Below are 23,666 nucleotides of genomic sequence, written 5' to 3'. Positions count from 1 at the left end.
CGATCCCCCCGTGGCGAGGGCGCCGGTCCACGTGGCCCCTACGAAGGGGGCCCAGCAACAGACAGCAGCGGCCTATTCTTCCACACCGACGGCCACGGACCGAAATCGGCCGAGCTCCTCGTCCCAGGCCAGGCCGAGGATGCTGAGCGCCTCCCGGTCCTTCTTGTCGAAGGCGCCGTAGCGCCAGCGCTCGACCAGGTCGGTGCGGTTCGCCAGGGTCCGGGCGAAGGCCTGTTCCCGCCGCCAGCGGGCGATCCGACCGTGGTTTCCGCTGAGCAGCACATCCGGCACGGTCCGGCCGCGCCATTCGGCGGGCTTGGTGTAGACCGGGCCCTCCAGCAGGTCGGCCATCGCACCGGGCGCGAAGGAGTCGTCCCGGTGGGACTCGGCGTTGCCGAGCACCCCGGGCAGCAGCCGGGCGATCGCCTCGACCATCACCAGCACGGCGACCTCGCCACCGGCCAGCACATAGTCGCCGATCGAGGCCTCGACCACCGGCATCCGGGTGGCCGCCTCCTCGATGACCCGCCGGTCGATGCCCTCGTACCGGGCGGGGGTGAACGCCAGCCAGGGGCGGCTCGCCAGTTCCTGGGCGAGTTCCTGCGTGAACGGCCGCCCGCTGGGGGTGGGCACGACGAGCGTCGGCAGCTGACCCTCGGGCCCGCCGGCGACCACCGCGTCCAGCGCCTCGCCCCACGGCTCGGGCTTCATCACCATGCCGGGGCCGCCGCCGTACGGGCTGTCGTCCACGGTCCGGTGCACGTCGTGGGTCCACTCGCGCAGGTCGTGGACGTGCACGTCCAGCTGGCCGCGGGAGCGGGCCTTGCCGACCAGCGAGATGTTCAACGGTTCCAGGTACTCGGGGAAGATCGAGACGACGTCGATCCGCATCCCGTCCTGGACCTGCGCGACGCCCTCCTCCACCGTCACTCCGACCCCTCCGCGCCCTTGGCGCCGGCCGCACCCTCGGCGCCCTCGACACCCTCAGCGTCCTCGACACCCTCAGCATCCTCGGCGTCCTCGCCCTCGGCGGAGGCACCACGGGCGACCTCGGCCTGCTCGGGTTCGATCAGGCCGACCGGCGGGGTGATCACGGCACGCTGGTTCTCCAGGTCGATGGTCGGCACGATCTGGCGGACGAAGGGCACCAGCACCTCCGTCCCGTCGGCCTTCTCCACCGTAAGCAGGTCCTGGTACGGCAGGTGGACGACCTCGGTCAGCTCGCCGACGAGGGTGCCGTCGAGCAGCACCACGTCCAGGCCGATCAGCTGGTGGTCGTAGTACTCCTCCGGGTCCTCGGGGCTCTCCTCCGGGTCGACCTCGGAGATGAGCAGCGTGCCCCGCAGCGCCTCCGCCGCGTTGCGGTCCTTGACGCCGGCGAAGCGCAGCAGCAGCCGGCCGCTGTGCACCTTGCCGGACTCGATGGTCAGCGGGCCCACCGACGCGGGGTCGGTGAACAGGACGGCACCGGGGCCGAGCCGGAGCTCCGGCTCGTCGGTGCGGACCTCGACGCTGACGTCCCCCCTGATGCCGTGGGCGCGGCCGATCTTGCCGACGACGAGCTGCACGGTGATCGTTCTCCTGGAGTTCCTGAAGCGGGACGGAATGCGGGAAGCGCGAGAAACGCGAAAGGCCGACCGGGACGACATGCGTCCCGGCCGGCCTCACAAGCCCTGACGGCTGAACGAGCAGCTGCGTCAGCGAATGTTGTCCACGTCGACCAGGTCGACCCGGACGTTGCGACCGCCGAGGGCGCCGACCACGGTGCGCAGTGCGCGCGCCGTGCGGCCACCCCGGCCGATCACCTTGCCGAGGTCATCGGGGTGCACTCGCACCTCGATGGTGTTGCCCCGACGCAGGTTGCGCGAGCGCACCTGCACCTCGTCGGGGTGCTCGACGATGCCCTTCACCAAGTGGTCGAGGGCGTCCTCGATCACGCTCAGGCCTCGGCGGCGGCGTCGGCCTCAGCCTCGACCTTGTCCGACTTCTTGGCCTTCGGGGTGATGGCAACACCGGTGGTGGCGTCCTCGAAGCCGGCGACGGCCTTCGCGAACAGGTGCGAGAAGTCCTCGACCTTGGGCTCGGCGACCAGCAGCGGCGCCGGGGCCGGGAGGCCCTTGAACTTCTGCCAGTCGCCGGTCAGCTTGAGGATGGCGAGCACCGGCTCGGTCGGCTGGGCGCCGACGGACAGCCAGTACTGGGCCCGGTCGGTGTCGACCTCGATCTTCGAGGGGTTGTAGGTCGGCTGGTAGATGCCGATCTCCTCGATCGCGCGGCCGTCACGCTTGGTGCGCGAGTCGGCGACGACGATGCGGTAGTGCGGGGAGCGAATCTTGCCGAGACGCTTGAGCTTGATCTTGACTGCCACGGGAGTGGATTCTCCTGGTGTTGACGTGGGTGAGCGGCCGCGCCGTCGCGTGGGGTTGCGCCGTGGGCCGTTCAAGGGACACGCCAGCCGTAGGAGAGAGGGGTCCTGCTCGGCTGCCGAGTACTCAGCTGTCCATTCTGCCATACCGGCGCGAACCGCCTTCGCTCGGCCATCCGCAGGAGGCATCCCGGCTGCATCCCAGCCGTACCCCGGCCGCGCACCCAGCCGTGCCCCAGCGGCGCGCCCGGCCGTCCGCGGGCCGCGCACGACCCTCCGGAGGCCGCCCCCCGACCGCCTCCGCAGGCCCGTCCACAAGGCGCGACCGGGAGCCCTCGCTCCCGGTCCGCCCACGAACTCACCGATGTACCGCTCGCTCCGGCCGGATCCGCTGCCCGCACAGCCGTCCGCCGGCCTTCCCCGTCTTCTGGTGTTCCGGTCTAACGATCTCCCGGTCCGGTGGACCGATCGGTCACGAGATCTTGAACGGCTGCTGGCACGCGCCGCAGACGATGGACGCCTGGGCGAGCACCGACGGCACGACCCGGACGTTCCGTCCGCAGCCGCACACCGCCTTGACCCGGACGCCGCCCCCGGAGGAGCCGTGCCGGGCGGCCGGGCCGCGGAAGGCCCGCGTCGTACCGTCGCCGGCCACCGCCTCCTGGTGCGCGCCGAGGGCGCGGTCCAGTCGCTCGATGGTCTCCGCGTAGCGCTCCTGGGTCTCCTTGAGCATGGTCACCTGGGAGAAGCCGCTGCTCGCGTGCGGTTCGACCGGGTGCGCCAGTCCGAGCTCGGAGGCGAGCAGCAGGAAGCGCCGGTTGTGGTAGCGGCCGGCTCGCGAGGTGTCCCGGATGTCCCGGGCCGCGGCCAGACCGTGGGCAGCCTCGTGGAGGAGCCGCTCGAAACCGAGCCGGGTGCCACAGGCCGAGGAGGATTCGCCGATCAGGGCCTCGGGCGAGGCCAGGTCGGGGAGGTCCTGGTGGTGGGCCTGGATGTCACTCCAGGCGGCGGCCAGTTCGGCCGCGAGGACGAGGGGCTGTGTCGTGCTCACGCTAGACCAACGATGGAGTGCGAGCCGATGTTCCGCATGTTCTCGTTCTTCGGGAATTCCCAGGAAACTCCCAGGAATGCATGGTCGCGCGCGAATTGCGCGTTCCGGATCTGACGCAAGACCAACCCCCTGCCGGTTTCGGCTCGCCGCAGCTCGGCGGGCCTCGTGAATTCCGTCCGGGGGCGGGCTGTCGCCCCCTGGACGTACGGCCCGTGGACCCGTCGAGTTGACAGGGCCACGGGCCGTACACCGTACCGCTATTGCGTTAATACCGGCAGTTGACCGGCCAGTAGGGATGTCCGCGGCCGGGGCGCCCCTCGGACAGTTACCGGATTCTTACTCATCCGCATTCCGGGCAAATGTCGCCGGCAACGGTCATTACCTGCTGGTAACAGGCATCAGTACGCGCGGGCGACGATCGCGATATTGCCGTCCTGGTCGTCCGCCAGCGGCACCGAGCCGTCGGCCGCGACAATGCAGCGCACCGAAACGCCCTGCTCGGCCAGCTTGGCCTCGCCCTCCGGGCCGAGGTCGGCCCAGGAGATCCGGCCCCAACCGGTCGCGGCGGCCTCGGCGGCCTCCTCGATGGTCTTGACGTCGACGGTACGGGCCTCGCGGCGCTCGCGGGACTGGCGCAGCAGCAGCGCCTGGTCCTCCTCCAGGATGCCCGGGACCAGCGCGGCCAGGGAGTCGATGGAGACGGGCTCCTTGCCGCCGGGGATCCGGCGGGCCAGCATCGCGGTGCCGTTCTCGAGGTCGCGCGGGCCGACCTCGATGCGCAGCGGCACGCCCTTGAGCTCCCAGTCCACCGCGCGGCGGCCGAACGGGGTGTCGGTGCGGTCGTCGACGACCACCCGGACACCGGCGGCCTCCAGCGTGGCGCCGATCTCGCGCACCTTGGCGATGACCGCGTCGTCGCCCTTGATGGCGAGCACGACGGCCTGGACGGCGGCCAGTCGCGGGGGCACCCGCAGGCCGTTGTCGTCGCCGTGGGACATGATCAGGCCGCCGACCATGCGGGTCGAGACGCCCCACGAGGTCTGCCAGACGTGCTCGCGCTCGCCGCCCTGGAGCTGGTAGGTCGTGTTGAACGCCTTGGCGAAGTTCTGGCCCAGCTCGTGGCTGGTGCCCATCTGCAGCGCCTTGCCGTCGCCCATCATGCCCTCCAGGGTGAGGGTGTTGATGGCGCCGGCGAACCGCTCCTTGGCCGTCTTGCGACCGAGCACGACGTCGATGCCGAGCACGTTCGTCATGAAGTCGCCGTAGACCTGGGTGTGGATCATCGACGCGTACGCGCGGGCGTCCTCGTAGGTGGCGTGGGCGGTGTGGCCCTCCTGCCAGAGGAACTCGGTGGTGCGCAGGAAGACGCGCGGGCGCAGCTCCCAACGGACCACGTTGGCCCACTGGTTGATCAGCAGGGGCAGGTCGCGGTGGCTCTGCACCCACTTCGAGAAGTACTCGTTGATGATCGTCTCGGAGGTGGGCCGGACGACGACCGGCTCGTCGAGCTGCTTGCCGCCGCCGTGGGTGACCACCGCGAGCTCGGGGGCGAAGCCTTCGACGTGCTCGGCCTCCCTGGTCAGGTAGGACTGCGGGATGAACATCGGGAAGTAGGCGTTCTGCGCGCCGGCCTTCTTGATCCGCGCGTCCATCTCCTGCTGCATCCGCTCCCACAGGCCGTAGCCGTACGGTCGGATGACCATGGTGCCGCGCACCGGACCGTTGTCGGCCAGCTCGGCCTTGTTGATGAGGTCCTGGTACCAGCGCGGGAAGTCTTCCGCCTGAGGGGTGAGAACGGGTGCCTTAGCCATGGCCCGAATGGTACGGGGCGCGGCCCCCTGACTTCGAATCGATAACACGCCCGCGGCCGCCGGACGGACGACCGCCGCACCCGCCGGACGGGCGACCGCGCACCCGCCGGCGGCCGGAGGCGGCACCCGCCGACCGCAGGGGGCGCACGACCGCGACACGCGCGCACCACCCTGCACCCCTCTGGACGCCGGGCCCGACCCGCTGTTCGCTGGAGTGGGGCGGGACTTTGGGGGAGCCGTAGCAGCACACCGAAGGACCGGATGGGAGGCCGCGATGGCTTCAGCTCGGACGACCGGCACGACCGTACGACCGACAGGCGCACGACCGCACCACCCGCAGCCCGGGGCGGGGCGGCCCGCGCGGGCGCGCGACTGGGCGGAGATCCAGGAGCGCATGCTCGTGCCGCTCTACGAGGCGGTCCACGACCGGCTGGAGGTCGGCCCGGCGACCAGCGTGCTGGGCCTGGGCTGCCGGTCCGGACTGGCGCTGCTGCTCGCCGCCGGGCGCGGTGCCCAAGTCACCGGCCAGGAGCCGCGGGACGAGCTGCGCGAGCTGGCCCGTGGCCGTCGGCTGCGGGTGTGCGCGGGGGCCCGGCCGACCGCTGCCGTCCCCCGCTCGGCCCATTCACTGGTGACGGTGTTCGAGCAGTTGCCCGGTTGCGCCGAGCCGGGTGCGGTGGTCGTCGAGGCCGCCCGGTTGACCCTCCCGGGCGGGCACGTGGTGCTGGCCGCCTGGGGCCCTCCGGAGCGCTGCCAGAGCGCCCCGGTGCTGGACGTGGCACGTCGGCGGGCGGGCCGGACCACCGCGCGCGACCCGTTCGAGCTGAGCACGCCCGGCACGCTGGAGGACCTGCTCGCCCCGGCCGGCCTGCGCCCGGCCGGCAGCGGGCGGGTGAGCTGCCCGTTCGCCTACGCGGACCTGGACAGCGCGGTGCGCGGTCTGCTCTCCACCGGTCTGTTCGAGGCGGCCGAGGAGTTCTCCGGCGCGTCGCTGGTCGCCAAGGAGCTGGAGGAGGCGCTGCAGCCGTACCTGCGCGCGGACGGCTCGGTCCGGATGGAGAACGTCTTCCGCTACCTGATCGCCGAACGGCCCCGGTAGCGGCTGGCGGCGGCCGACCCCGACGGCGTTGGGAACGGGGCCCACGGCGACGCCCGGAACGAGACCCCGACGGCACTGGGAACGAGACCCCCGGCGGCGATCGGAACGGCCCCGGGCGACAACAGATCCGGCAACGACGAAACCGGGGGCGCCCGCCAGCGCGGCGAGCGCCCCCGGCCCGCCGGTTCACGCCTGGTCGAGCGACTTCTGGTCGGAGCCGGAGCCCTTCCGCGGCACCCCGGCCGCCCGGTACGCCTGCTCCTCGTCCAGCGTCTCCCCCTCCAGCAGCGCCGCCGCCAGCGCGTCCAGCCGGGCCCGCTGCTCGGTCAGCAGCCGCACCGCGTCCTCGTAGCACTCGGCGACGATCCGCCGGGCCTCCTCGTCCACCGCGTCGAGGGTGGTCGGCGCGGCGGAGAGCCCGTAGGCGCCCTGCGGGTCGGCGGGCACCGCGGTCAGCCGCCCGACCCGCTCGCTCATCCCCCACCGGCCGGCCATCCCGCGGGCGATGTTGGTGACCTGCTCCAGGTCGCTCTCCGCCCCGGTGGTGATCACCCCGTAGACCACCTGCTCGGCCGCCATCCCGCCGAGCGCGCCGATGATCCGGCCGCGCAGGTAGGGCTCGGTGTACGAGTAGCGGTCGTTCTCCGGAGTGGACAGGGTCACGCCGAGCGCCCGGCCGCGCGGCACGATGGTGATCTTGCGGACGGGGTCGGCGCCGGGCTGCAGCATGCCCAGCAGCGCGTGCCCGCTCTCGTGGTAGGCCGTGCGCTCGCGCTCCTCCTGCGGCATCACCAGCGGCCGGACGGCGCCGAGCTGGACCTTCTCCAGGGCGTCCGAGAGGTCCCGCTCGTTCACCGCGTCCTGCTTGCGCTTGACGGCCAGCAGGGCGGCCTCGTTGACCAGGTTGGCGAGTTCGGCGCCGGTCATCCCGGGGGTGACCTTGGCCAGCCGGGTGAGGTCGGCGTCGCCGGCCAGCGGGACGGTCCGGGTGTGGATGCGCAGGATGGCGGCGCGGCCGTCCCGGTCGGGCGGGCTGACGGTGATCCGCCGGTCGAACCGGCCGGGGCGCAGCAGCGCCGGGTCGAGCACGTCCGCGCGGTTGGTCGCGGCGATCACGATGACGCCCTCGGAGCCGGTGAAGCCGTCCATCTCGGTGAGGATCTGGTTGAGCGTCTGCTCGCGCTCGTCGTGCCCGCCCATGCCGCCGCCCGCGCCGCGCTGGCGGCCGATGGTGTCGATCTCGTCGATGAAGATGATCGCCGGGGCGACCTTGCGGGCCTCGGCGAACAGTTCACGGACCCGGCTGGCGCCGACGCCGACGATCATCTCGATGAACTCGGAGGCGGAGGCGGAGAAGAACGGCACGTCCGCCTCGCCGGCGACGGCCCTGGCGAGCAGGGTCTTGCCCGTCCCGGGCGGGCCGCTCAGCAGCACGCCGCGCGGCATCTTGGCGCCGAGCCTGCGGTACTGCTGCGGGTTCTTCAGGAAGTCGACCACCTCGGTGAGTTCGGCCTCGACCTCGTCGATGCCGGCCACGTCGGCGAAGGTGGTGCGCTTGCCCTGGTCGGCGGTGACCGGCTTGGGCGGGGCCTTGCGGCCGAGCGCGCCGGCGCCCAGCCCGCCGGCCATCCGGCGGGCGAGCAGCACCCAGATCAGGATCAGCAGCACCATGGGGGCCAGCGAGATCAGCAGGTTGGCGAGGAAGCTGCGCTGCTGGACCACCGGGGAGGTGGCGGTGACCTCGACGCCCTGCTGCTGCAGCGTGGTCCACAGGTTGTCGTTGGCGAAGGACGGCCGCTGGGTGGCGAAGTCGGTGTAGTCGCCCTTGCCGCCGTCCGGTTTGGGCTGGGCGCTCTTGAGGGTGCCCTCGATCGCGTCGCCCTTGGAGTAGATCTTGGTGATGTTGCCCTTGTTCAGCTGGTTGTTGAACTCGGTGTAGGAGATCGTGGTGGCGCCGGCGTTGCCGAAGAAGGACAGCAGCAGGTCGGAGATCAGGAACACCACGAGCGCGGTGAGGGCGAGTCCCATCCAGCCGCCGGGCATCCGGCGGCGGGGCGGCGGCGGGGGCGGGGCGCCCTCGGACCGCCAGGGCTGGTCGGGGGTCTGGCGCGGCGGCACGGGTTCGGTCACCCATCGGACGATACGGACGCGGGCTCGGGCGAGCCACCCGAAACGCCGCGCCGAGCACGCCCCTGACCAGCCGCGACGGGGCCCTGCCCGTGGCTACGCCTCCGCGCCCGGCCACTCCTCGGCGGTCAGCGCGAACCGCTCGTGGTCCCGCCAGTCGCCCTGGAGGAACAGCATCCGGGGGGTGAAGCCCTCGTGCCGGAAGCCCAGCCGCTTGGCCATCGCGACCGACCGCTCGTTGTCCGGCTGCACGTTGATCTCCAGCCGGTGCAGGCCCAGCCCGCCGGCCGACTGCGGGGCGAAGCAGCGGTCCAGGACCAGCCGCAGCCCCTCCGTCATCCGCCCGGTGCCGGCGAACGGCAGGTACGCGTCGTAGCCCAGCGCGCCGTTGCAGAACCGGCCCATCACGATGTTGGCGACGTTCACCTTGCCGACCAGCCCGCCGGTGTCCCGGTCGACGATCAGGAAGGTGCGCAGGCCCGGCCCCTGGCGGTCCAGCAGTTCGGCCAGGCCGTCCGGCTCGACCGGGTTCCACCGCCCGATGTGGTCGGCGGACCGTCGGACCGCCTCGGCGTACACGTCCTTGTCCTCGGCCCGCGGGGCCCTGATCGTCACTCGCACACCACCATCATCGGGCATGCGAGCGGCCCGCCGCCCGGAAGGTCCCGGACGGCGGGCCGCTCGAACGACGGACCGGTCTACAGCAGGTCCTTGAACTCCTTGGGCAGCTCGAAGTCGGCCGGGCCCTTGCCCGCACCGAGGCCGAACGCGCCGCCGCCGGCCGGGTCCTGGTCGCCGCCCGGGCCGAGCGCGCGGCGCTGGGCGGCCGCGGCCTCCTCCTGCGCCCGCTTGAGCGGGTTGCCGCTCTTGCGCTTGCCCTTGGCCTGCGGGGCCTTCTTGCCGGACTTCTTGGCGCCGCCGCCCATGCCCGGGATCCCCGGCATGCCGGGCACGCCCTTGCCGGAGGCCATCGCGGACATCATCTTGCGGGCGTCGAAGAACCGCTCGACCAGGTTCTTCACCTCGCCGACCTGGACACCCGAGCCCTTGGCGATGCGGGCCCGGCGGGAGCCGTTGATCAGCTCCGGCTCGGCGCGCTCGGCCGGGGTCATCGACTTGATGATCGCGCCGACCCGGTTGACGTCCTTGTCGTCGATGTTGTTGATCTGGTCGCGGATCTGGCCCATCCCGGGCAGCATCCCCAGCAGCTTGGAGATCGAGCCCATCTTCTGGACCTGCTCCAGCTGCGACAGGAAGTCGTCCAGGGTGAACGCCTTCGGACCGCCGCGCAGCTTGGCGGCGATCTTCTCGGCCTCCTCCTGCGAGAAGGTCTGCTCGGCCTTCTCGATCAGCGAGAGGACGTCACCCATGCCGAGGATGCGCGAGGCCATCCGGTCGGGGTGGAAGGCGTCGAAGTCGTCGACCTTCTCGCCGTTGGAGGCGAACATGATCTGCTGGCCGGTGACGTGGGCGACCGACAGGGCGGCACCGCCGCGGGCGTCGCCGTCGAGCTTGGAGAGCACGACACCGGTGAAGTCGACGCCGTCGAGGAAGGCCTGCGCGGTGGTGACCGCGTCCTGGCCGATCATCGCGTCGACGACGAACAGGACCTCGTCCGGGTTGACCGCGGCGCGGATGTCCGCGGCCTGCTGCATCAGCTCGGCGTCGATGCCCAGGCGTCCGGCGGTGTCGACGACGACGACGTCGTACTGCTTCTGCTTGGCGTACTCGATCGAGTCCTTGGCCACCTGCACCGGGTCGCCGACGCCGTTGCCCGGCTGCGGGCCGTAGAAGGCCACGCCGGCGCGGTCGGCGACCACCTGGAGCTGGTTGACGGCGTTGGGCCGCTGGAGGTCGCAGGCGACCAGCAGCGGGGTGTGCTTCTGGCTCTTCAGCCAGTGGCCGAGCTTGCCCGCGAGGGTGGTCTTACCGGCACCCTGCAGACCGGCGAGCATGATCACCGTCGGGCCGTTCTTGGCGAACCGGACCCGGCGGGTCTCGCCACCGAGGATCGCGATGAGCTCCTCGTTGACGATCTTGATGATCTGCTGCGCGGGGTTGAGCGCGCCCGAGACCTCGGCGCCGGCCGCCCGCTCCTTGACCTGCTTGATGAAGGCCCGCACGACCGGCAGCGCGACGTCCGCCTCCAGCAGCGCGATGCGGATCTCGCGGGCGGTGGCGTCGATGTCCGCCTCGCTCAGGCGGCCCTTGCCCCGGAGGTTCTTGAACGTCGCTGCGAGGCGATCGGAAAGAGTGTCGAACACGTCGTCGCGGGTCCTCTGCGGCATCGGTATCGGTACGGTCGTCGCCCCCCAGGGTATCCGGCCGCCCCGGGTACGGTCTCCACCCGGGTTGCCACGACCTCGGAACGGACCTCGGCAGGCGCCGGCGGGCCCCGGCGGAACCCGGCGGAACCGCACCCCGGCGAGCCCCGAAGGCCCCCGGTACGGCTCAGCCCAGCGCCGCCCGAACCGCCGCCGCCACCTCCCCGGCCCGCCCGGCGGAGAGCGACCGCCCCTCCCCGTCGGTCAGGTAGAAGGAGTCGACGGCCTCCGCGCCCAGCGTCGAGACGTGCGCCGTCCGCACCCGCACGCCCGCCCCGTCCAGCGCCCGGCCGATCCGGTGCAGCAGCCCCGGCGCGTCGTGCGCGCGGACCTCCAGGACGGTCGCGGTCGCCGAGGCCACCGCAGGCGCCACCGCGACCACCGGCGGCGGGGTGGGGATGCCCCGGCGGCGCGGGGCGGCGGCGTCCCGCTCGGCCAGCCGGCGCGCGACGTCCAGCGAGCCGTCCAGCGCCCGGCGCAGGTCGGCCCGCAGCCGGGCGGCCTCCGGCAGCTCGCCGAACTCGGCGGCCACCCGCCAGGACAGCAGCAGCACCGGGCCGGCGCCGATCGGGTCCAGCTCGCGCAGACCGGCCGAGCGGACGGCCAGCCGGTGCAGCGCGAGCACCCCGGCGACGGTGCCGAGCAGTCCGGGCCGGTCCGGGACGGCCAGGGTCAGCTCGACGCCCATCGGCTCGGCGCCCGGCTCCGCCCCCTCGGACCGCGCCAGCAGCGACAGGGCGGGTCCGCCGGTCCGGGCGGCCTCCACCGCGAGCCGTTCCTGCGCGGCGGTCGGCGCGGTCTCCACGGGCGCGGCGTAGGCGCCGGCCAGCCGGGCGGCGACCCGGGCCGCCAGGCCGTCCACCAGCGAGGCCCGCCAGCCGCTCCACGCGGCCGGGCCGGTGGCCAGCGCGTCCGCCTCGGTGAGCACGTGCAGCAGCTCCAGCTGGGCCGCGGTGCCGACCACCTTGGTGATCGCCTCGACGGTGGCCGGGTCGTCCGGGTCCCGTCGGGTCGCGGTGTCGACCAGGGTCAGGTGGTGGCGGACCAGCACCGCCAGGGTCTCGGTGTCCTCGGGGCCGAAGCCCATCCGGGCGGCGACGTCCCGGACGATGACCTCGCCGGCCTCGCTGTGGTCGCCGGGCCAGCCCTTGCCGATGTCGTGCAGCAGCGCGGCGACCAGCAGGAGGTCCGGCCGGGCCACCCGGCGGGTCATCGCCGCGGCCCGCACCGCCGTCTCCACCAGGTGCCGGTCCACCGTCCAGCGGTGCACGGCGTTGCGCTGCGGACGGCAGCGCACCCGCTCCCAGTCCGGCAGCAGCCGGGTGACCAGTCCCTCCGCCTCCAGCGCCTCCCACACCGGGACGGCCGCCTCGCCCGCGCCCAGCAGGGTGACCAGTTGCTCGCGCGCCTCGTCCGGCCAGGGCACCGGCAGCGGGCGGCACTCGGCAGCCAGCCGGCGCACCGTCGCGTACGAGACGGTGAGCCCGTTCTGCGCGGCGGCGGCCGCGGCGCGCAGCGGCAGCACCGGGTCGGCGGCCGGGCGGGCACCCTGGGCGAGCACCGCCTCGCCGTCCTGCTCGACCACGCCCTCGGCGAGCGGCCGGCGCGCGACCGCGCCCCGGGCCACCGCGCCCGCGCCGCGCCCGGCGCCGGTGAACGGGAAGGCCAGCCGGGCGGCCCGGCGGCCCCGGCCGGACCGGGCGGCGAGCACCCGCTCCACCGCCCGCCAGGTGACGTCACTCGCGTAGGCGACGGTGCGGGCGGCCTCGTAGACCTGGCGCAGCAGGGTGTCGGCGTCCAGCACGCCGAGCCGTTCGGCGACCTGGTCCTGGTCCTGGAGGCCGAGCCGCTCGGTGGCCCGGCCGGTGGCCAGGTGCAGCGCGTCGCGGACGTCGGCGAGCCGCAGCGCGGCGGCGTCCAGGCCGTCCCGGGGGGCGTCGGCGAGCCAGGTGGCGGCGACGGCCTTGAGCGCGACGGCGTCGCGCAGGCCGCCGCGGGCCTCCTTGAGGTCGGGCTCCAGCAGGAACGACAGCTCGCCGTGCCGCTCGGCCCGCTCCCGCCCGAGGTCGCGCAGTTCCGGCAGGCGCGCGGGGGCGCTCGCGCGCCAGTCGGTGAGCACGGCGGAGCGCAGGGCGGCGGTGAGCTCCTGGTCCCCGGCAAGGTGGCGGGCGTCCAGCAGGCCGAGCTGGGCCTTGAGGTCTGCGGCGGCGACGGACCGGGCCTCGGCGACGGTGCGCACCGAGTGGTCGAGCGCGGCGCCCGCGTCCCAGACCGGGTACCAGATCCGCTCGGGCAGGTCGGGGTCGAGCCGGCCGTCGTGCAGCAGCAGGACGTCGAGGTCGCTGCGCGGGGACAGCTCGCCGCGCCCGTAGCCGCCGACCGCGACCAGCGCGACGCCGGGCGGGCCGCCGGCGGCCGCGAGCAGACCGGCCAGCCAGTCGTCGGTGAGCCGGGCGAGAGCCGCGCGGCGGGGCCGCCCGGCCGGGCCGGGGCCGGCGAGCAGCGCGGCCCGGGCGGCGCCGTAGTCGGGAGGGCTGGTCTCGGTGGTCATGGCGTTTTGGTCCCGTCCGTCGTGCGGTTGAGCGGGCGGCGCCGGACGGCCTGCGGGCGGCCGATGGGAGATCTGCGGACGGCCCGGGCGGCCTGGCGCCGATGCGCCGTCGGCGGACCCGCGACCCCTCGGGGACGGCGGGCCCGCCTGCGGCGCGTCCTACGGTTCAGGGCCCTCGACGAAGGGCCCTCGGCGAAGAGCCCTCAGAGGGCGTCCGGCCCGCGCTCTCCGGTCCGGACCCGGACGGCGGTGTCGACCGGGACGCTCCAGACCTTGCCGTCGCCGATCTTGCCGGTCCGGGCGGCCTTCACCAGGACCTCGATCAGCTCGTCGGCGTCCTCGTCCTCGACCAGCACCTCGATTCTGACCTTGGGGACCAGGTCCACGGTGTACTCGGCGCCCCGGTAGACCTCGGTGTGGCCGCGCTGGCGGCCGTAGCCGCTGGCCTCGGTGACGGTCAGCCCGTGCACCCCGAAGGCCTGTAGGGCGGCCTTCACCTCGTCCAGGCGGTACGGCTTGATCACGGCGGTGATGAGCTTCATCGGGCGTCGACCTCGGTCTTCTCGGTGGGCTCGGCGGTGGTCGTGTCGGCGGCCTTCCCGGCGGCCGTGGCGGCTGGCTCGGCGGAGGGCTCGGCGGCGGCCTTCCCGGCGGCGGCCCTCTCCGCGGACCTCGCGGCCGCCGCGGCGCCGACCAGGCCCGGCAGGGCCCGCGCCAGGCCCGCGCCCACCGCGCTGAAATCGTAGGCGGACTCGGCGTGTTCGGCCTGGTCGATGCCGCCCACCTCGATCTCCTCGGCGACCCGGAAGCCGACCGTCCTGTCGATCGCCTTCGCCAGCAGCCAGGAGAGGACGAAGGAGTACGCGGCGACCACGGCCACGCCCATCGCCTGCTTGCCGAGCTGCGCCGGCCCGCCGCCGTAGAACAGGCCCTTGGCGGTCTGGCCGACCCCGCCGGTGGCGAACAGGCCGATCAGCAGCGAGCCGATCGCGCCGCCCACCGCGTGCACGCCGACCACGTCGAGCGAGTCGTCGAAGCCGAGGCGGTACTTGAGGCTGACCGCGGCGGCGCAGACCGCGCCGGCGATCAGGCCGATCGCCACCGCGCCCAGCGGGCTGACCGAGCCGCAGGCCGGGGTGATCGCGACCAGGCCGGACACCGCGCCGGAGGCGGCGCCCAGCGTGGTGAACGCGCCGTGCCTGAGCTTCTCGTAGACCAGCCAGCCGACCAGCGCCGCACCGGTGGCGACCTGGGTGTTGACCATCGCCATCGCGGCGACGCCGTTGGCGGCCAGCGCCGAGCCCGCGTTGAAGCCGAACCAGCCGAACCACAGCAGCCCGGAGCCGAGCATCACCAGCGGCAGGCTGTGCGGGCGCATCGGGTCCTTCTTGAAGCCGACCCGCTTGCCCAGCACCAGGCAGAGCGCGAGGCCGGCCACGCCCGCGTTGATGTGCACGGCCGTGCCGCCGGCGAAGTCGATCACGCCGTTGCGGTCGCCCAGCCAGCCGCCGTGGCCGCCGTCGAAGAAGAACACCCAGTGCGCGACCGGGAAGTAGACGACGGTCACCCAGAGTGCGATGAACAGGCCCCAGGCGCCGAACTTGGCCCGGTCCGCGATCGCGCCGCTGATCAGCGCCGGGGTGATGATCGCGAACATCAGCTGGAAGGTGGCGAACGCGGTGACCGGGATGGTCCCGGTGAGGTCGTTCAGGCCGATGCCGCGCATCCCGAGGAAGTCCAGGTTGCCGATGAGGCCGGCGAAGGAGTCGGGTCCGAAGCTGAGCGAGTACCCGTAGAGGACCCAGAGCACGCTGACTATGCCGAGCGAGAGGAAGCTCATCGCCAGCATGTTCAGGGTGCTCTTGGCCCTGACCATGCCCCCGTAGAAGAAGGCCAGGCCCGGGGTCATCACCATGACCAGGGCCGCACTGATGAGCACGAAGGCGGTGTCGCCCGCGCTGAAGCCGTCCGGCATCGGCGTCTCCTCTGCGTGGAAGCCGATCCAAACCCGGATTACCCGTCCCGTGCCACCCGGGGTGTCGGCGATGAAGAGGAGAGTGCCGAAGGCTGGTTTCGGCCAGTGCGGCCCGTTGTTTCGCGGCCGTGACGCGTACGACGCGCGGGTTACACCTTCGTGAACGACGGCCGTGCCACAGGGCCGAACGGGTTACCGTGCCGCCGAACGGGACGGCCGGTGGCACGACGGCCACCGACCGTGGCGGCGGCGGCCGTCACGGTCGGCGGGGTCCTCGGGCCGGATCCGCGGCCCACGGGCTCGGGGTGCTCAGACCACCGAGACGTACTCGGGGATGTCCTGGACGACGCGCTCCTTGAGCCGGCTCACCGCGTCCACGCCCTTGAACCGGGCGGCCGCGGCCTCGGTGGTCTTGCGGACCCGGGAGTTCAGCCGCTCCGAGCGCACCTTGGTGGCGATGTCCACCGCCTGCTCGGCCATCACCGCGGCCTGCTCGGCCTCCCGCTGCAACAGGTGGACGCTGGCCATGCCGATCAGGTTGAAGGCGTACGAGCGCACGTGGTCGCCGTCCTGGCGGAACAGGTCGACCGCGCGCTCCATCACCGGCGCGGACATCGAGGCGTACAGCTGGGCGTTGTCGGAGTGGTACGCGAGGTCGCGGAAGGAGTGCGCGTTCTCGGCGTTCAGCTCGGCCGGCGAGAAGAACTTCAGCCAGTCCGGCTCCTCCTCCCCCTCGCGGATGTCGGTGAAGGTGTCCTCGGCCAGCCGGACGGCCCGGGCGCAGCGGTTCACCTCGCCGATGGTGGCGTAGGCGCGCGCCTCCATCGCGTACAGCAGGGACTGCTGGCGCGCGCTGGCGGTGTCCCGGCTGCCGTACTGCGCCAGGTGGATCAGCTCCAGGGCGTCCTCGCCCCGGTTGAGGTGGATCATCTGGCGGCTCATGTCGGTGAGGATGAGTGCGCCGAACGGGCGGTCCCCGGCCTCCTTGGCGGCGTGCAGGGCCAGCACGTAGTACTTCTGCGCGCTCGGGTGCATCCCGACGTCGTACGACATCCACCCGGCCAGGTGGGCGAGCTCGGCGGTGAGCCGGAACAGCCGCCGGGTGGTGTTCTCGTTGTACGTCTCCTGGAGCAGGTCGGTGACCTCGTGGAGCTGGCCGACGACGGCCTTGCGGCGCAGCCCGCCGCCGTTCTGCGCGTCCCACTGCCGGAACATGACCGTGGTCTGCTCCAGCAGTTCGAGCTCGGGCTCGGACAGCCGGCCGGTGAACGGATCTCCGCCGTTGGCCGCGGCGAGGATCGGGGTGGGGGCGCCGGTCGGGCCGGGGGTGAGCCAGCGCTGCATCGGCTCGATCAGCGCGGCGCCGGCGGTCAGCGCGAGCGAGGTGCCGAGGAAGCCCCGGCGGTTGAGCATCAGGTCGCTGCGGGAGTAGTCGCTGATCAGCTGGACGGTCTGCGGCGCGCTCCACGGCAGGTCGACGCCGCCGCCCACGGTGGAGACCGGGATCGCGGCGCGCAGGCCGAGGTCCTCGATCGAGACCACCGAGCCGAAGCGCTCGGAGAAGAGCTCCGACATGATCTTGGGAATCGGCTCGCGGGGCTGTTCGCCGTCGAGCCATCGGCGCACCCGCGAGGTGTCGGTGGACACGTGGTGGGCACCGATCTGCCGGGCCCGTCGGTTGACCTGACGGGCCAACTCGCCCTTGGACCAGCCGCTGCGGGCGAACCAGGTGGTCAGCTTCTCGTTGGGTTGCTTCTCTGCCATGGGAACGTCCCCATCCCGCCCGGCCCCCTCGGGGCCCCGATCGTGACGCCCGACGGTTTCGGGCCCTTGCCAGACGTACCGTGCCTGAGGTGTCGCCGTACCACGCTCTCGCACTGGTGTGCCATCGTTACGGACGGACCGTCAGATTCCCAACTCCCGCGCCCTGGCGGACCGGAGTCGATTCCACGATGACGTCCGTGTGCTGAACGTAATGCCCCGCGCGGCGCCCACGGGAGCGGCCCTGGCGAAACGCCACCTTTCGCCACCCCCACGAGTGAACCGAAGCCACGGCCCACGCGCTTCACTAGGAAGTCCGACGGCCCGGCATATGCGGGCCGCCAAGGCCTCCGGCGAAACCCGGCAGCCCCGGCAACCCACCGCAGTCACAGGCGAGTTCGACGCCCACCCTGATCGGCGGCCGCCTCGCCCACCCCACGATCCGGCATCGGTGCCGCCAGCCACAAGGCGGCGCCCGAGGCGCACCACCACGACAGGCGCACACCGGGCGCTGCACGCCGCCACCGCACAACGCACCACGCAACGGACAATCAACACACAGTCACCATCCCGTAACCATCGGCGACGGGAACCTGTTGGGGGAGGCATGGACAACCTGTTCGGCGAACTTCGACTGGGACACCTGCGGTTGACGCCGCTGGGCGCGCGCCGCCGCACCAAGGTCACCGCGTCCCAAGCCGCCGCGGAGTACACCGGCCGCTGGGGCTGGACGGTCGCCACCGGCGCCCCGGCCGGCTCCGCCACCGCCCCGACCCGCTGTCCCTGCGGCTCCGACCGCTGCGCCGCGCCCGGCCTGCATCCCGTACCGGGCGGCGAGGACCGGTCCCGGGAAGCGGGCGCCGGGGGCTCGGTGCTGTTCCCCACCGGCCGCGCCTTCGACGTCCTGGACGTCCCCGAGCAGGCCGGACTACAGGCGCTGGTCCGGCTGGAGCGGATGGGCACCCAGGTCGGCCCGGTGCTCGCCCCGCCCACCGGCCGGCTGCAGTTCCTGGTCGCCGTCGGCGCCGCCCGCCGACTGCCCGACCTGCTCTACCGGATGGGCTGGGACGACGCCGCGCTCGACCTCACCTGCCACGGCGAGGGCAGCTACGTCGCCGCCCCGCCCACCGTGCTCGGCGCGCTCGGCCCGGTCCGCTGGCTGCGCCGCCCCACCCGCGACAACGCCGGCTGCCCGCCCGAGGCCCGGCTGCTGCTCGGCACCCTCGCCTACGCCTGCCACCGCGGCCGCGAGCGCACCGCCGAACCTGCCTGGCTCGCCTCGTAGGCCTCCGCGCGCCCCGCACGTCTCGGCGTGCGCCCCTCCAGCTCGGCGCGCTCCTCCGCCTCGGCACGCTCCTCCGGTCCCGGGCACCCCGCCGGCCCCCGGGCGGCAACGCGAAAGGGCCCGCCCCTCGCGGAGCGGACCCTTCGTGCGTACGGGGCCTCAGTCCCCGATCAGCGCGTCCACGAACGCGCCCGGCTCGAACGGCGCCAGGTCGTCCGCACCCTCGCCCAGGCCGACCAGCTTGACCGGCACGCCCAGGTCGCGCTGGACCGCGACCACGATGCCGCCCTTGGCGGTGCCGTCCAGCTTGGTCAGCACGATGCCGGTGATGTCGACCACCTCGGCGAACACCCGGGCCTGGATCAGGCCGTTCTGGCCGGTGGTGGCGTCCAGCACCAGCAGCACCTCGTCCACCGGGCCGTGCTTCTCGACGACCCGCTTGACCTTGCCCAGCTCGTCCATCAGGCCGGTCTTGGTGTGCAGCCGGCCGGCGGTGTCCACCAGCACGGTGTCGGCGCCCTCGGCGATGCCCTCCTTGACCGCGTCGAACGCGATCGAGGCCGGGTCACCGCCCTCCGGGCCGCGCACGGTGCGCGCACCGACCCGCTCGCCCCAGGTCTGCAGCTGGTCGGCGGCGGCGGCCCGGAAGGTGTCGGCGGCGCCGAGCACCACCTTGCGGCCGTCGGCGACCAGGACGCGGGCGAGCTTGCCGGTGGTGGTGGTCTTGCCGACGCCGTTGACGCCGACCACCAGGACCACGGCCGGCCCCTCCGCGTGCTTGGTGGAGCGGACGGTGCGGTCGGAGTCCTTGCCGATCAGCTCGACGAGCTCCTCGCGCAGCAGCGCGCGCAGTTCGTCGGGCGTGCGGGTGCCGAGCACCTTCACCCGGGTGCGCAGCCGCTCGACCAGCTCCTGGGTGGGGGCCACGCCGACGTCGGCGGTCAGCAGGGTCTCCTCGATCTCCTCCCAGGTGTCCTCGTCCAGGTGCTCGCGGGAGAGCAGCGAGAGCAGGCCCTTGCCGAGCGAGTTCTGCGAGCGGGAGAGCCGGGAGCGCAGCCGGACCAGTCGGCCCGCGGTGGGCTCGGGGACCTCGACGGCGGGTGCCGTCTCGGCCTCGGCGGCCTCGACCTCGACCTCGGTCGGGGCCGTCGCCGGGGCTCCGGTCGAGGCTTCGGTCGGAGCCTCGGTCTCGGGGAGCTGCACCTCCTCGACGGTGCGGCGGGGCTCCTCGGTCGGCGGCGCGGCCTCCTCGCCGACCTGGGGCTCCTGCGGGGTGGTCGGCGGCGCCGTGATGACCGGCGACTGCGACTTCGGGGGCAGTTGCTGGCGTCGTCTGCCGGAAACGACGAGGCCGGCGATCGCGCCGATGGCGACCACGGCGATGACTACGGCAAGGATCACGTATTCCACATAAATCTCCTTCTCGGGATCCCACGACAGAGTGATCCTTCGGTCACCGACGCACGGAGCGTCGCCGCCTCCCTTACGCTGACCGCTGTGCCGTGCGGCACCGGTCAGGGCTTGGCCGTCATGAGGTCGTCAAACGGCTGAACGAGAAGCCCCCTCGCGAGCGAGGGGGAGGAGTCACAACCGCTCCAGTATCCGTGATCGGAGCGTCCGGGAGCATCTGCCCGGGCCAGGCCGGTGGATCAGTCTGTCGACCCGGAGACAACAGCCTCGTCGCGCCGCCGAGGAGGCATCGGGCGCGCCCTTCGCTCCCGGCGCCCCTCGCGCAGCCGCTGGCTGATCACCTGCGAGATGCCGTCGCCCTTCATGGTCACGCCGTAGAGGGCGTCCGCGGACTCCATGGTCAGCTTCTGGTGGGTGATCACGATCAGCTGGGAGCTCTCCCGCAGCTCCTCCATGATCCCGACCAGCCGGCGCAGGTTGGTCTCGTCGAGCGCCGCCTCCACCTCGTCCATCACGTAGAACGGACTGGGCCTGGCCTTGAAGATCGCCACCAGCAGTGCCACCGCGGTCAGCGAGCGCTCGCCGCCGGACAGCAGCGACAGCCGCTTGACCTTCTTGCCCGGCGGGCGGGCCTCCACCTCGACGCCGGTGGTGAGCATGTGGTCGGGGTCGGTCAGCACCAGCCGCCCCTCGCCGCCGGGGAACAGCCGGGCGAAGACGCCCTCGAACTGGGCGGCGGTGTCGTGGTACGCCGAGGCGAACAGCTGCTCGACCCGCTCGTCCACCTCCCGGACGATGTCCAGCAGGTCGCGCCGGCTGCGCTTGAGGTCGTCCAGTTGCTCCCCGAGGAACTGGTGGCGCTCCTCCAGCGCCGCGAACTCCTCCAGCGCCAGCGGGTTGACCTTGCCCAGTTGCTGGTACGCCTTCTCGGCCGCCCTGAGCCGCTTCTCCTGCTCGGCCCGGTCGTACGGGCGCGGCTCGCCCGGCTCCCGTCCTTCTTCCGGGGTCGACGGCGGGACGGGCTGGTCCGGCCCGTAGGTGGCGAGCAGTTCGCCGCCGTCGATGCCGAACTCCTCCAGCGCCCGGGCCTCCAGCTGCTCGATCCGCAGCCGCTTCTCGGCCCGCAGCACCTCGTCCCGGTGGCCGGCGTCGACCAGTTTGTCCAGTTCCTCCTTGAGACCGCGGCCGTGCTCGCGGTGCGCCCGCAGTTCGGTCTCGCGCTCGGCGCGCGCCTGCTCGACCGCCGCCCGCCCGGCGTCCGCGCGGGACAGCGACACCTCCAGGCAGGCCAGCAGCTGTCGGGCGCCCGCCGCGACGGCGTTCGCCACCCCGGCGTCGTGCTCGGCGCGTCGGCGGCGCTCGGCGGCCCGGGCACGCGCCTCGCGCTCGGCGCGGGCGGCCCGGTCCAGCTGGTCCGCCCGGCCGGCGAGCGCGCGGACCCGCTCCTCGTGGGTGCGCACCGCGAGCCTGGCCTCCAGCTCGGCCTGCCGGGAGCCGGTGGCGGCCTCGGCCAGCCGCTGCTGCTCGGCGGTGTCCGGCTCGTCCTCTCCGGAGTCCTGCGAGTCCTCGGCCGCGGCCAGGCGTTCGGCCAACTCCTCCGCGGTGGCGAGGAGTTCCGCCAGGCCCTGGTCGGCCCGCGCGGCGGCGGCGGACAGCCGATCGGCCTCGCCGGCGGCGGCCCTGGCCTGCCCGCCGAGGCGGCCGAGCGTGCCCGCCACCTGGGCGCGCTCCTTCTCCTGCCGCCGCCGCTGCTCGGCGAGTTGCTCCACGGCGGCGTCCGACTCCCGCCGCTGCTCGGCGAGTTCGGCCAGGCGTGCGGCCGACTCGGTGCAACGGAGGGCGAGTTCGGCGATCGCCCGGGCGGTCTCCTCGACCGCCGCCCGGATCTCCAGCAGGCTCGGCACACCGTCGGAGCCGCCCTGCGCGAAGTCGGCGCCGAGCCGGTCCCCGGCGGCGGTGACGGCGGTCAGCCCGGGGTGGTCGGCGACCAGCCGCAGCGCCTCGTCGAGGGTGCCGACGACCGCCACCCGGGCCAGCAGGCCCCGCACGGCACCGACCAACCCGGCCGGCCCGTCGACGAGTTCGGCGGCCCAGCGGGCTCCTTCCGGCAACTCTCCGACGCCGGCGAGCGGTTCACCGGCACCCCCGATCGGCAGCGCGGCCCGGCCGGCACCCTCGATCAGCAGCGCGGCCCGGCCGGCGTCCTCGGCACGCAGCAGCCGCAGCGCCTCGGCGGCGGTGCCGGGCGAGTCGACGGCGACCGCGTCGGCGGCCGCGCCGAGCGCCGCCGCCACCGGCACCTCGTACCCGGGGGCGATCCGCAGCAGCGCGGCCGCGGGGCCCCGCAGTCCGCTCAGCCGCTCCCCCGCGTCGAGCAGGGCGCCGGTGCCGTCCTTGCGGCGCAGTCCGAGGGAGAGCGCCTCGTGCCGCGCGGTGAGCCCGGCCCGTTCGCGCTCGGCGGCGCCGGCCGACTCCCGGGCGGCGGCGAGGTCGCGTTCGACGGCGGCGAGCCGCTCCCGGGCCTCCTGGTGGGCGGCCTCGGCCCGCTCGTCGTCCCCGGCGGGGCCGCCGACCTGCCGCTGGAGCTCCTCGTACTCGGCCTGCGCGGCCTCGGCCCGCAGCAGTGCCTCGCCGCCGGCCTCGGTCAGCCGGCCGATCTCGGCTTCGGCGGAGGCCGCCTTGGAGCGGGCGGCGGCGGCCTGCCCCTGCAACCGGGCCAGGCCCTCCCGGCGGTCCGCGATGGCCCGGGCGGCGTCCCGCAGCCGACGTTCCTCGGTGGCCAGCCCGCGCTCCAGTCCACTCCTGCGTTCGACCGCCTCGGCCAGCGCGTACTGCGCCTCCTCCAGCGCCTCGGCCAGCGCGGCCTCGTCCTCGCGGACCCGCGCGGCCTCCCGCTCCAGTTCCTCGGGATCGCGGCCGCGCCGCTCCTCGGCCTGCCCGCCCGCGGCGGCGTGCCGGGCGCGGGCCTCGGCCAGCCCGATGGTGCCGCGGGTGCGCTCGGCGAGCGCGGAGAGCCGGTACCAGGTCTGCCGGGCGGCCTCCAGGCTCGGGCCGAGCTGCTGGACCTGCGCCTCCAGCACGGCCTCGCGCTGGACGACACCGGCCAGCTCCTGCTCGACGGTGGTGCGGCGCAGCCGCAGTGCCAGCTCGTCGGCGATCTCGGCCTCGACGGCCTGCCGGAGGGCCAGCAGGTCGTCGGCGAGCAGCCGCAGCCGGGCGTCGCGCAGGTCGGCCTGGATGCCGGCGGCGCGGCGGGCGATCCTGGCCTGCCGGCCGAGCGGTCCCAGCTGGCGGCGCAGTTCGGCCACCAGGTCCTGGACGCGGTTGAGGTTGACCTGCATCGCGTCCAGTTTCCGCAACGCCTTCTCCTTGCGCTTGCGGTGCTTGAGGACGCCGGCCGCCTCCTCGATGAAGGCGCGGCGGCCCATCGGGTCGGCGTGCAGGACGGAATCCAGCTGGCCCTGGCCGACGATGACGTGCATCTCGCGGCCGATGCCGGAGTCGGAGAGGAGCTCCTGGATGTCCAGCAGGCGGCAGGTCTCGCCGTTGAGCGCGTACTCGCTGCCGCCGTTGCGGAACATGGTCCGAGTGATGGTCACCTCGGAGTAGTCGATCGGCAGGGCGCCGTCGGCGTTGTCGATGGTGAGGCTGACCTCGGCCCGGCCGAGCGGGGCGCGCCCGCTGGTCCCGGCGAAGATGACGTCCTCCATCTTGCCGCCGCGCAGCGACTTGGCGCCCTGCTCCCCCATCACCCAGGACAGCGCGTCGACGACGTTCGACTTGCCGGAGCCGTTCGGGCCGACCACGCAGGTGATGCCGGGCTCGAAGCGCAGGGTGGTGCTGGAGGCGAAGGACTTGAACCCGCGCAGCGTCAGACTCTTCAGGTGCACGCGGCCGGTCTCCTCGT

Annotated in this window: 17 protein-coding genes; 2 read left to right on the top strand and 15 right to left on the bottom strand. The window is 73.6% G+C overall.

Going from position 1 to position 23,666, the window contains the following annotated elements:
• Positions 1-72 precede the first annotated feature (72 nt).
• The 6 genes from trmD to proS form a co-directional block, all read right to left on the bottom strand.
• Positions 73-891, bottom strand: coding sequence for a tRNA (guanosine(37)-N1)-methyltransferase TrmD (trmD, locus tag AC07AL_RS22490; RefSeq protein WP_063351119.1), 819 nt, complete (start codon positions 889-891; stop codon positions 73-75).
• A gap of 35 nt (positions 892-926) precedes the next feature.
• The gene (gene rimM, locus AC07AL_RS22485) at positions 927-1,568 is read right to left on the bottom strand and encodes a ribosome maturation factor RimM (protein WP_363631482.1); all 642 of its coding nucleotides are present in this window, start codon (positions 1,566-1,568) and stop codon (positions 927-929) included.
• 129 nt (positions 1,569-1,697) lie between these two features.
• Positions 1,698-1,937, bottom strand: coding sequence for an RNA-binding protein (locus tag AC07AL_RS22480; protein ID WP_030056773.1), 240 nt, complete (start codon positions 1,935-1,937; stop codon positions 1,698-1,700).
• A 2-nt stretch (positions 1,938-1,939) separates the two neighbouring features.
• Complete coding sequence (rpsP, locus tag AC07AL_RS22475; protein ID WP_063347676.1) at positions 1,940-2,368, bottom strand: 30S ribosomal protein S16; 429 nt, start codon at positions 2,366-2,368, stop codon at positions 1,940-1,942.
• Between the two features lie 469 nt (positions 2,369-2,837).
• A complete protein-coding gene (locus AC07AL_RS22470) occupies positions 2,838-3,416 on the bottom strand; it encodes a hypothetical protein (protein ID WP_063347677.1) in 579 nt (192 codons plus the stop codon).
• 398 nt (positions 3,417-3,814) lie between these two features.
• Positions 3,815-5,227: a proline--tRNA ligase gene (gene proS, locus AC07AL_RS22465; protein WP_363585737.1), complete on the bottom strand. Its 1,413-nt coding sequence runs from the start codon at positions 5,225-5,227 to the stop codon at positions 3,815-3,817.
• Positions 5,228-5,501: 274 nt separating this feature from the next.
• Between proS and AC07AL_RS22460 the strand changes: the two genes are divergently transcribed.
• The gene (locus tag AC07AL_RS22460; protein ID WP_478317986.1) at positions 5,502-6,326 is read left to right on the top strand and encodes a class I SAM-dependent methyltransferase; all 825 of its coding nucleotides are present in this window, start codon (positions 5,502-5,504) and stop codon (positions 6,324-6,326) included.
• A 186-nt stretch (positions 6,327-6,512) separates the two neighbouring features.
• Here AC07AL_RS22460 and ftsH read toward each other — a convergent pair whose 3' ends face one another.
• The 7 genes from ftsH to nsdA form a co-directional block, all read right to left on the bottom strand.
• Positions 6,513-8,456, bottom strand: coding sequence for an ATP-dependent zinc metalloprotease FtsH (gene ftsH / locus AC07AL_RS22455; RefSeq protein WP_363585735.1), 1,944 nt, complete (start codon positions 8,454-8,456; stop codon positions 6,513-6,515).
• A 93-nt stretch (positions 8,457-8,549) separates the two neighbouring features.
• On the bottom strand, positions 8,550-9,092 hold the full coding sequence (locus tag AC07AL_RS22450; RefSeq protein WP_363375916.1) for a GNAT family N-acetyltransferase: 543 nt from the start codon (positions 9,090-9,092) through the stop codon (positions 8,550-8,552).
• 59 nt (positions 9,093-9,151) lie between these two features.
• On the bottom strand, positions 9,152-10,717 hold the full coding sequence (gene ffh, locus AC07AL_RS22445) for a signal recognition particle protein (protein ID WP_400806480.1): 1,566 nt from the start codon (positions 10,715-10,717) through the stop codon (positions 9,152-9,154).
• A 187-nt stretch (positions 10,718-10,904) separates the two neighbouring features.
• On the bottom strand, positions 10,905-13,328 hold the full coding sequence (locus tag AC07AL_RS22440; RefSeq protein WP_400806211.1) for a [protein-PII] uridylyltransferase: 2,424 nt from the start codon (positions 13,326-13,328) through the stop codon (positions 10,905-10,907).
• Between the two features lie 203 nt (positions 13,329-13,531).
• Positions 13,532-13,870, bottom strand: coding sequence for a P-II family nitrogen regulator (locus tag AC07AL_RS22435; protein WP_063347683.1), 339 nt, complete (start codon positions 13,868-13,870; stop codon positions 13,532-13,534).
• The gene (locus AC07AL_RS22430) at positions 13,867-15,303 is read right to left on the bottom strand and encodes an ammonium transporter (RefSeq protein ID WP_478317985.1); all 1,437 of its coding nucleotides are present in this window, start codon (positions 15,301-15,303) and stop codon (positions 13,867-13,869) included. Before AC07AL_RS22430 ends, AC07AL_RS22435 begins: the two co-directional genes overlap by 4 nt.
• 309 nt (positions 15,304-15,612) lie before the next feature.
• Positions 15,613-17,067 carry a transcriptional repressor NsdA gene (nsdA, locus tag AC07AL_RS22425; RefSeq protein ID WP_350882914.1) on the bottom strand — a complete coding sequence of 485 codons (1,455 nt, stop codon included), beginning with the start codon at positions 17,065-17,067 and terminating at the stop codon, positions 15,613-15,615.
• A 604-nt stretch (positions 17,068-17,671) separates the two neighbouring features.
• Here nsdA and AC07AL_RS22420 point away from each other — a divergent pair.
• On the top strand, positions 17,672-18,349 hold the full coding sequence (locus AC07AL_RS22420; protein WP_400806218.1) for a bifunctional DNA primase/polymerase: 678 nt from the start codon (positions 17,672-17,674) through the stop codon (positions 18,347-18,349).
• A gap of 159 nt (positions 18,350-18,508) precedes the next feature.
• Here AC07AL_RS22420 and ftsY read toward each other — a convergent pair whose 3' ends face one another.
• Positions 18,509-19,759: a signal recognition particle-docking protein FtsY gene (gene ftsY / locus AC07AL_RS22415; protein ID WP_363585731.1), complete on the bottom strand. Its 1,251-nt coding sequence runs from the start codon at positions 19,757-19,759 to the stop codon at positions 18,509-18,511.
• Positions 19,760-19,998: 239 nt separating this feature from the next.
• Positions 19,999-23,649 carry a chromosome segregation protein SMC gene (gene smc, locus AC07AL_RS22410; RefSeq protein ID WP_478317984.1) on the bottom strand — a complete coding sequence of 1,217 codons (3,651 nt, stop codon included), beginning with the start codon at positions 23,647-23,649 and terminating at the stop codon, positions 19,999-20,001.
• Positions 23,650-23,666 lie beyond the last annotated feature (17 nt).

The organism is Kitasatospora sp. NPDC043949 (assembly GCF_056435365.1).
This window is presented reverse-complemented; position numbering and strand designations above follow the sequence as displayed.

Bases quoted from the DNA above. Each gene is read 5' to 3' on its own strand.
- trmD (WP_063351119.1), bottom strand. From the start codon at position 891: ATGCGGATCGACGTCGTCTCGATCTTCCCCGAGTACCTGGAACCGTTG.
- proS (WP_363585737.1), bottom strand. From the start codon at position 5,227: ATGGCTAAGGCACCCGTTCTCACCCCTCAGGCGGAAGACTTCCCGCGC.
- AC07AL_RS22460 (WP_478317986.1), top strand. From the start codon at position 5,502: ATGGCTTCAGCTCGGACGACCGGCACGACCGTACGACCGACAGGCGCA.
- AC07AL_RS22450 (WP_363375916.1), bottom strand. From the start codon at position 9,092: ATGCCCGATGATGGTGGTGTGCGAGTGACGATCAGGGCCCCGCGGGCC.
- AC07AL_RS22440 (WP_400806211.1), bottom strand. From the start codon at position 13,328: ATGACCACCGAGACCAGCCCTCCCGACTACGGCGCCGCCCGGGCCGCG.
- AC07AL_RS22435 (WP_063347683.1), bottom strand. From the start codon at position 13,870: ATGAAGCTCATCACCGCCGTGATCAAGCCGTACCGCCTGGACGAGGTG.
- AC07AL_RS22430 (WP_478317985.1), bottom strand. From the start codon at position 15,303: ATGCCGGACGGCTTCAGCGCGGGCGACACCGCCTTCGTGCTCATCAGT.
- nsdA (WP_350882914.1), bottom strand. From the start codon at position 17,067: ATGGCAGAGAAGCAACCCAACGAGAAGCTGACCACCTGGTTCGCCCGC.
- AC07AL_RS22420 (WP_400806218.1), top strand. From the start codon at position 17,672: ATGGACAACCTGTTCGGCGAACTTCGACTGGGACACCTGCGGTTGACG.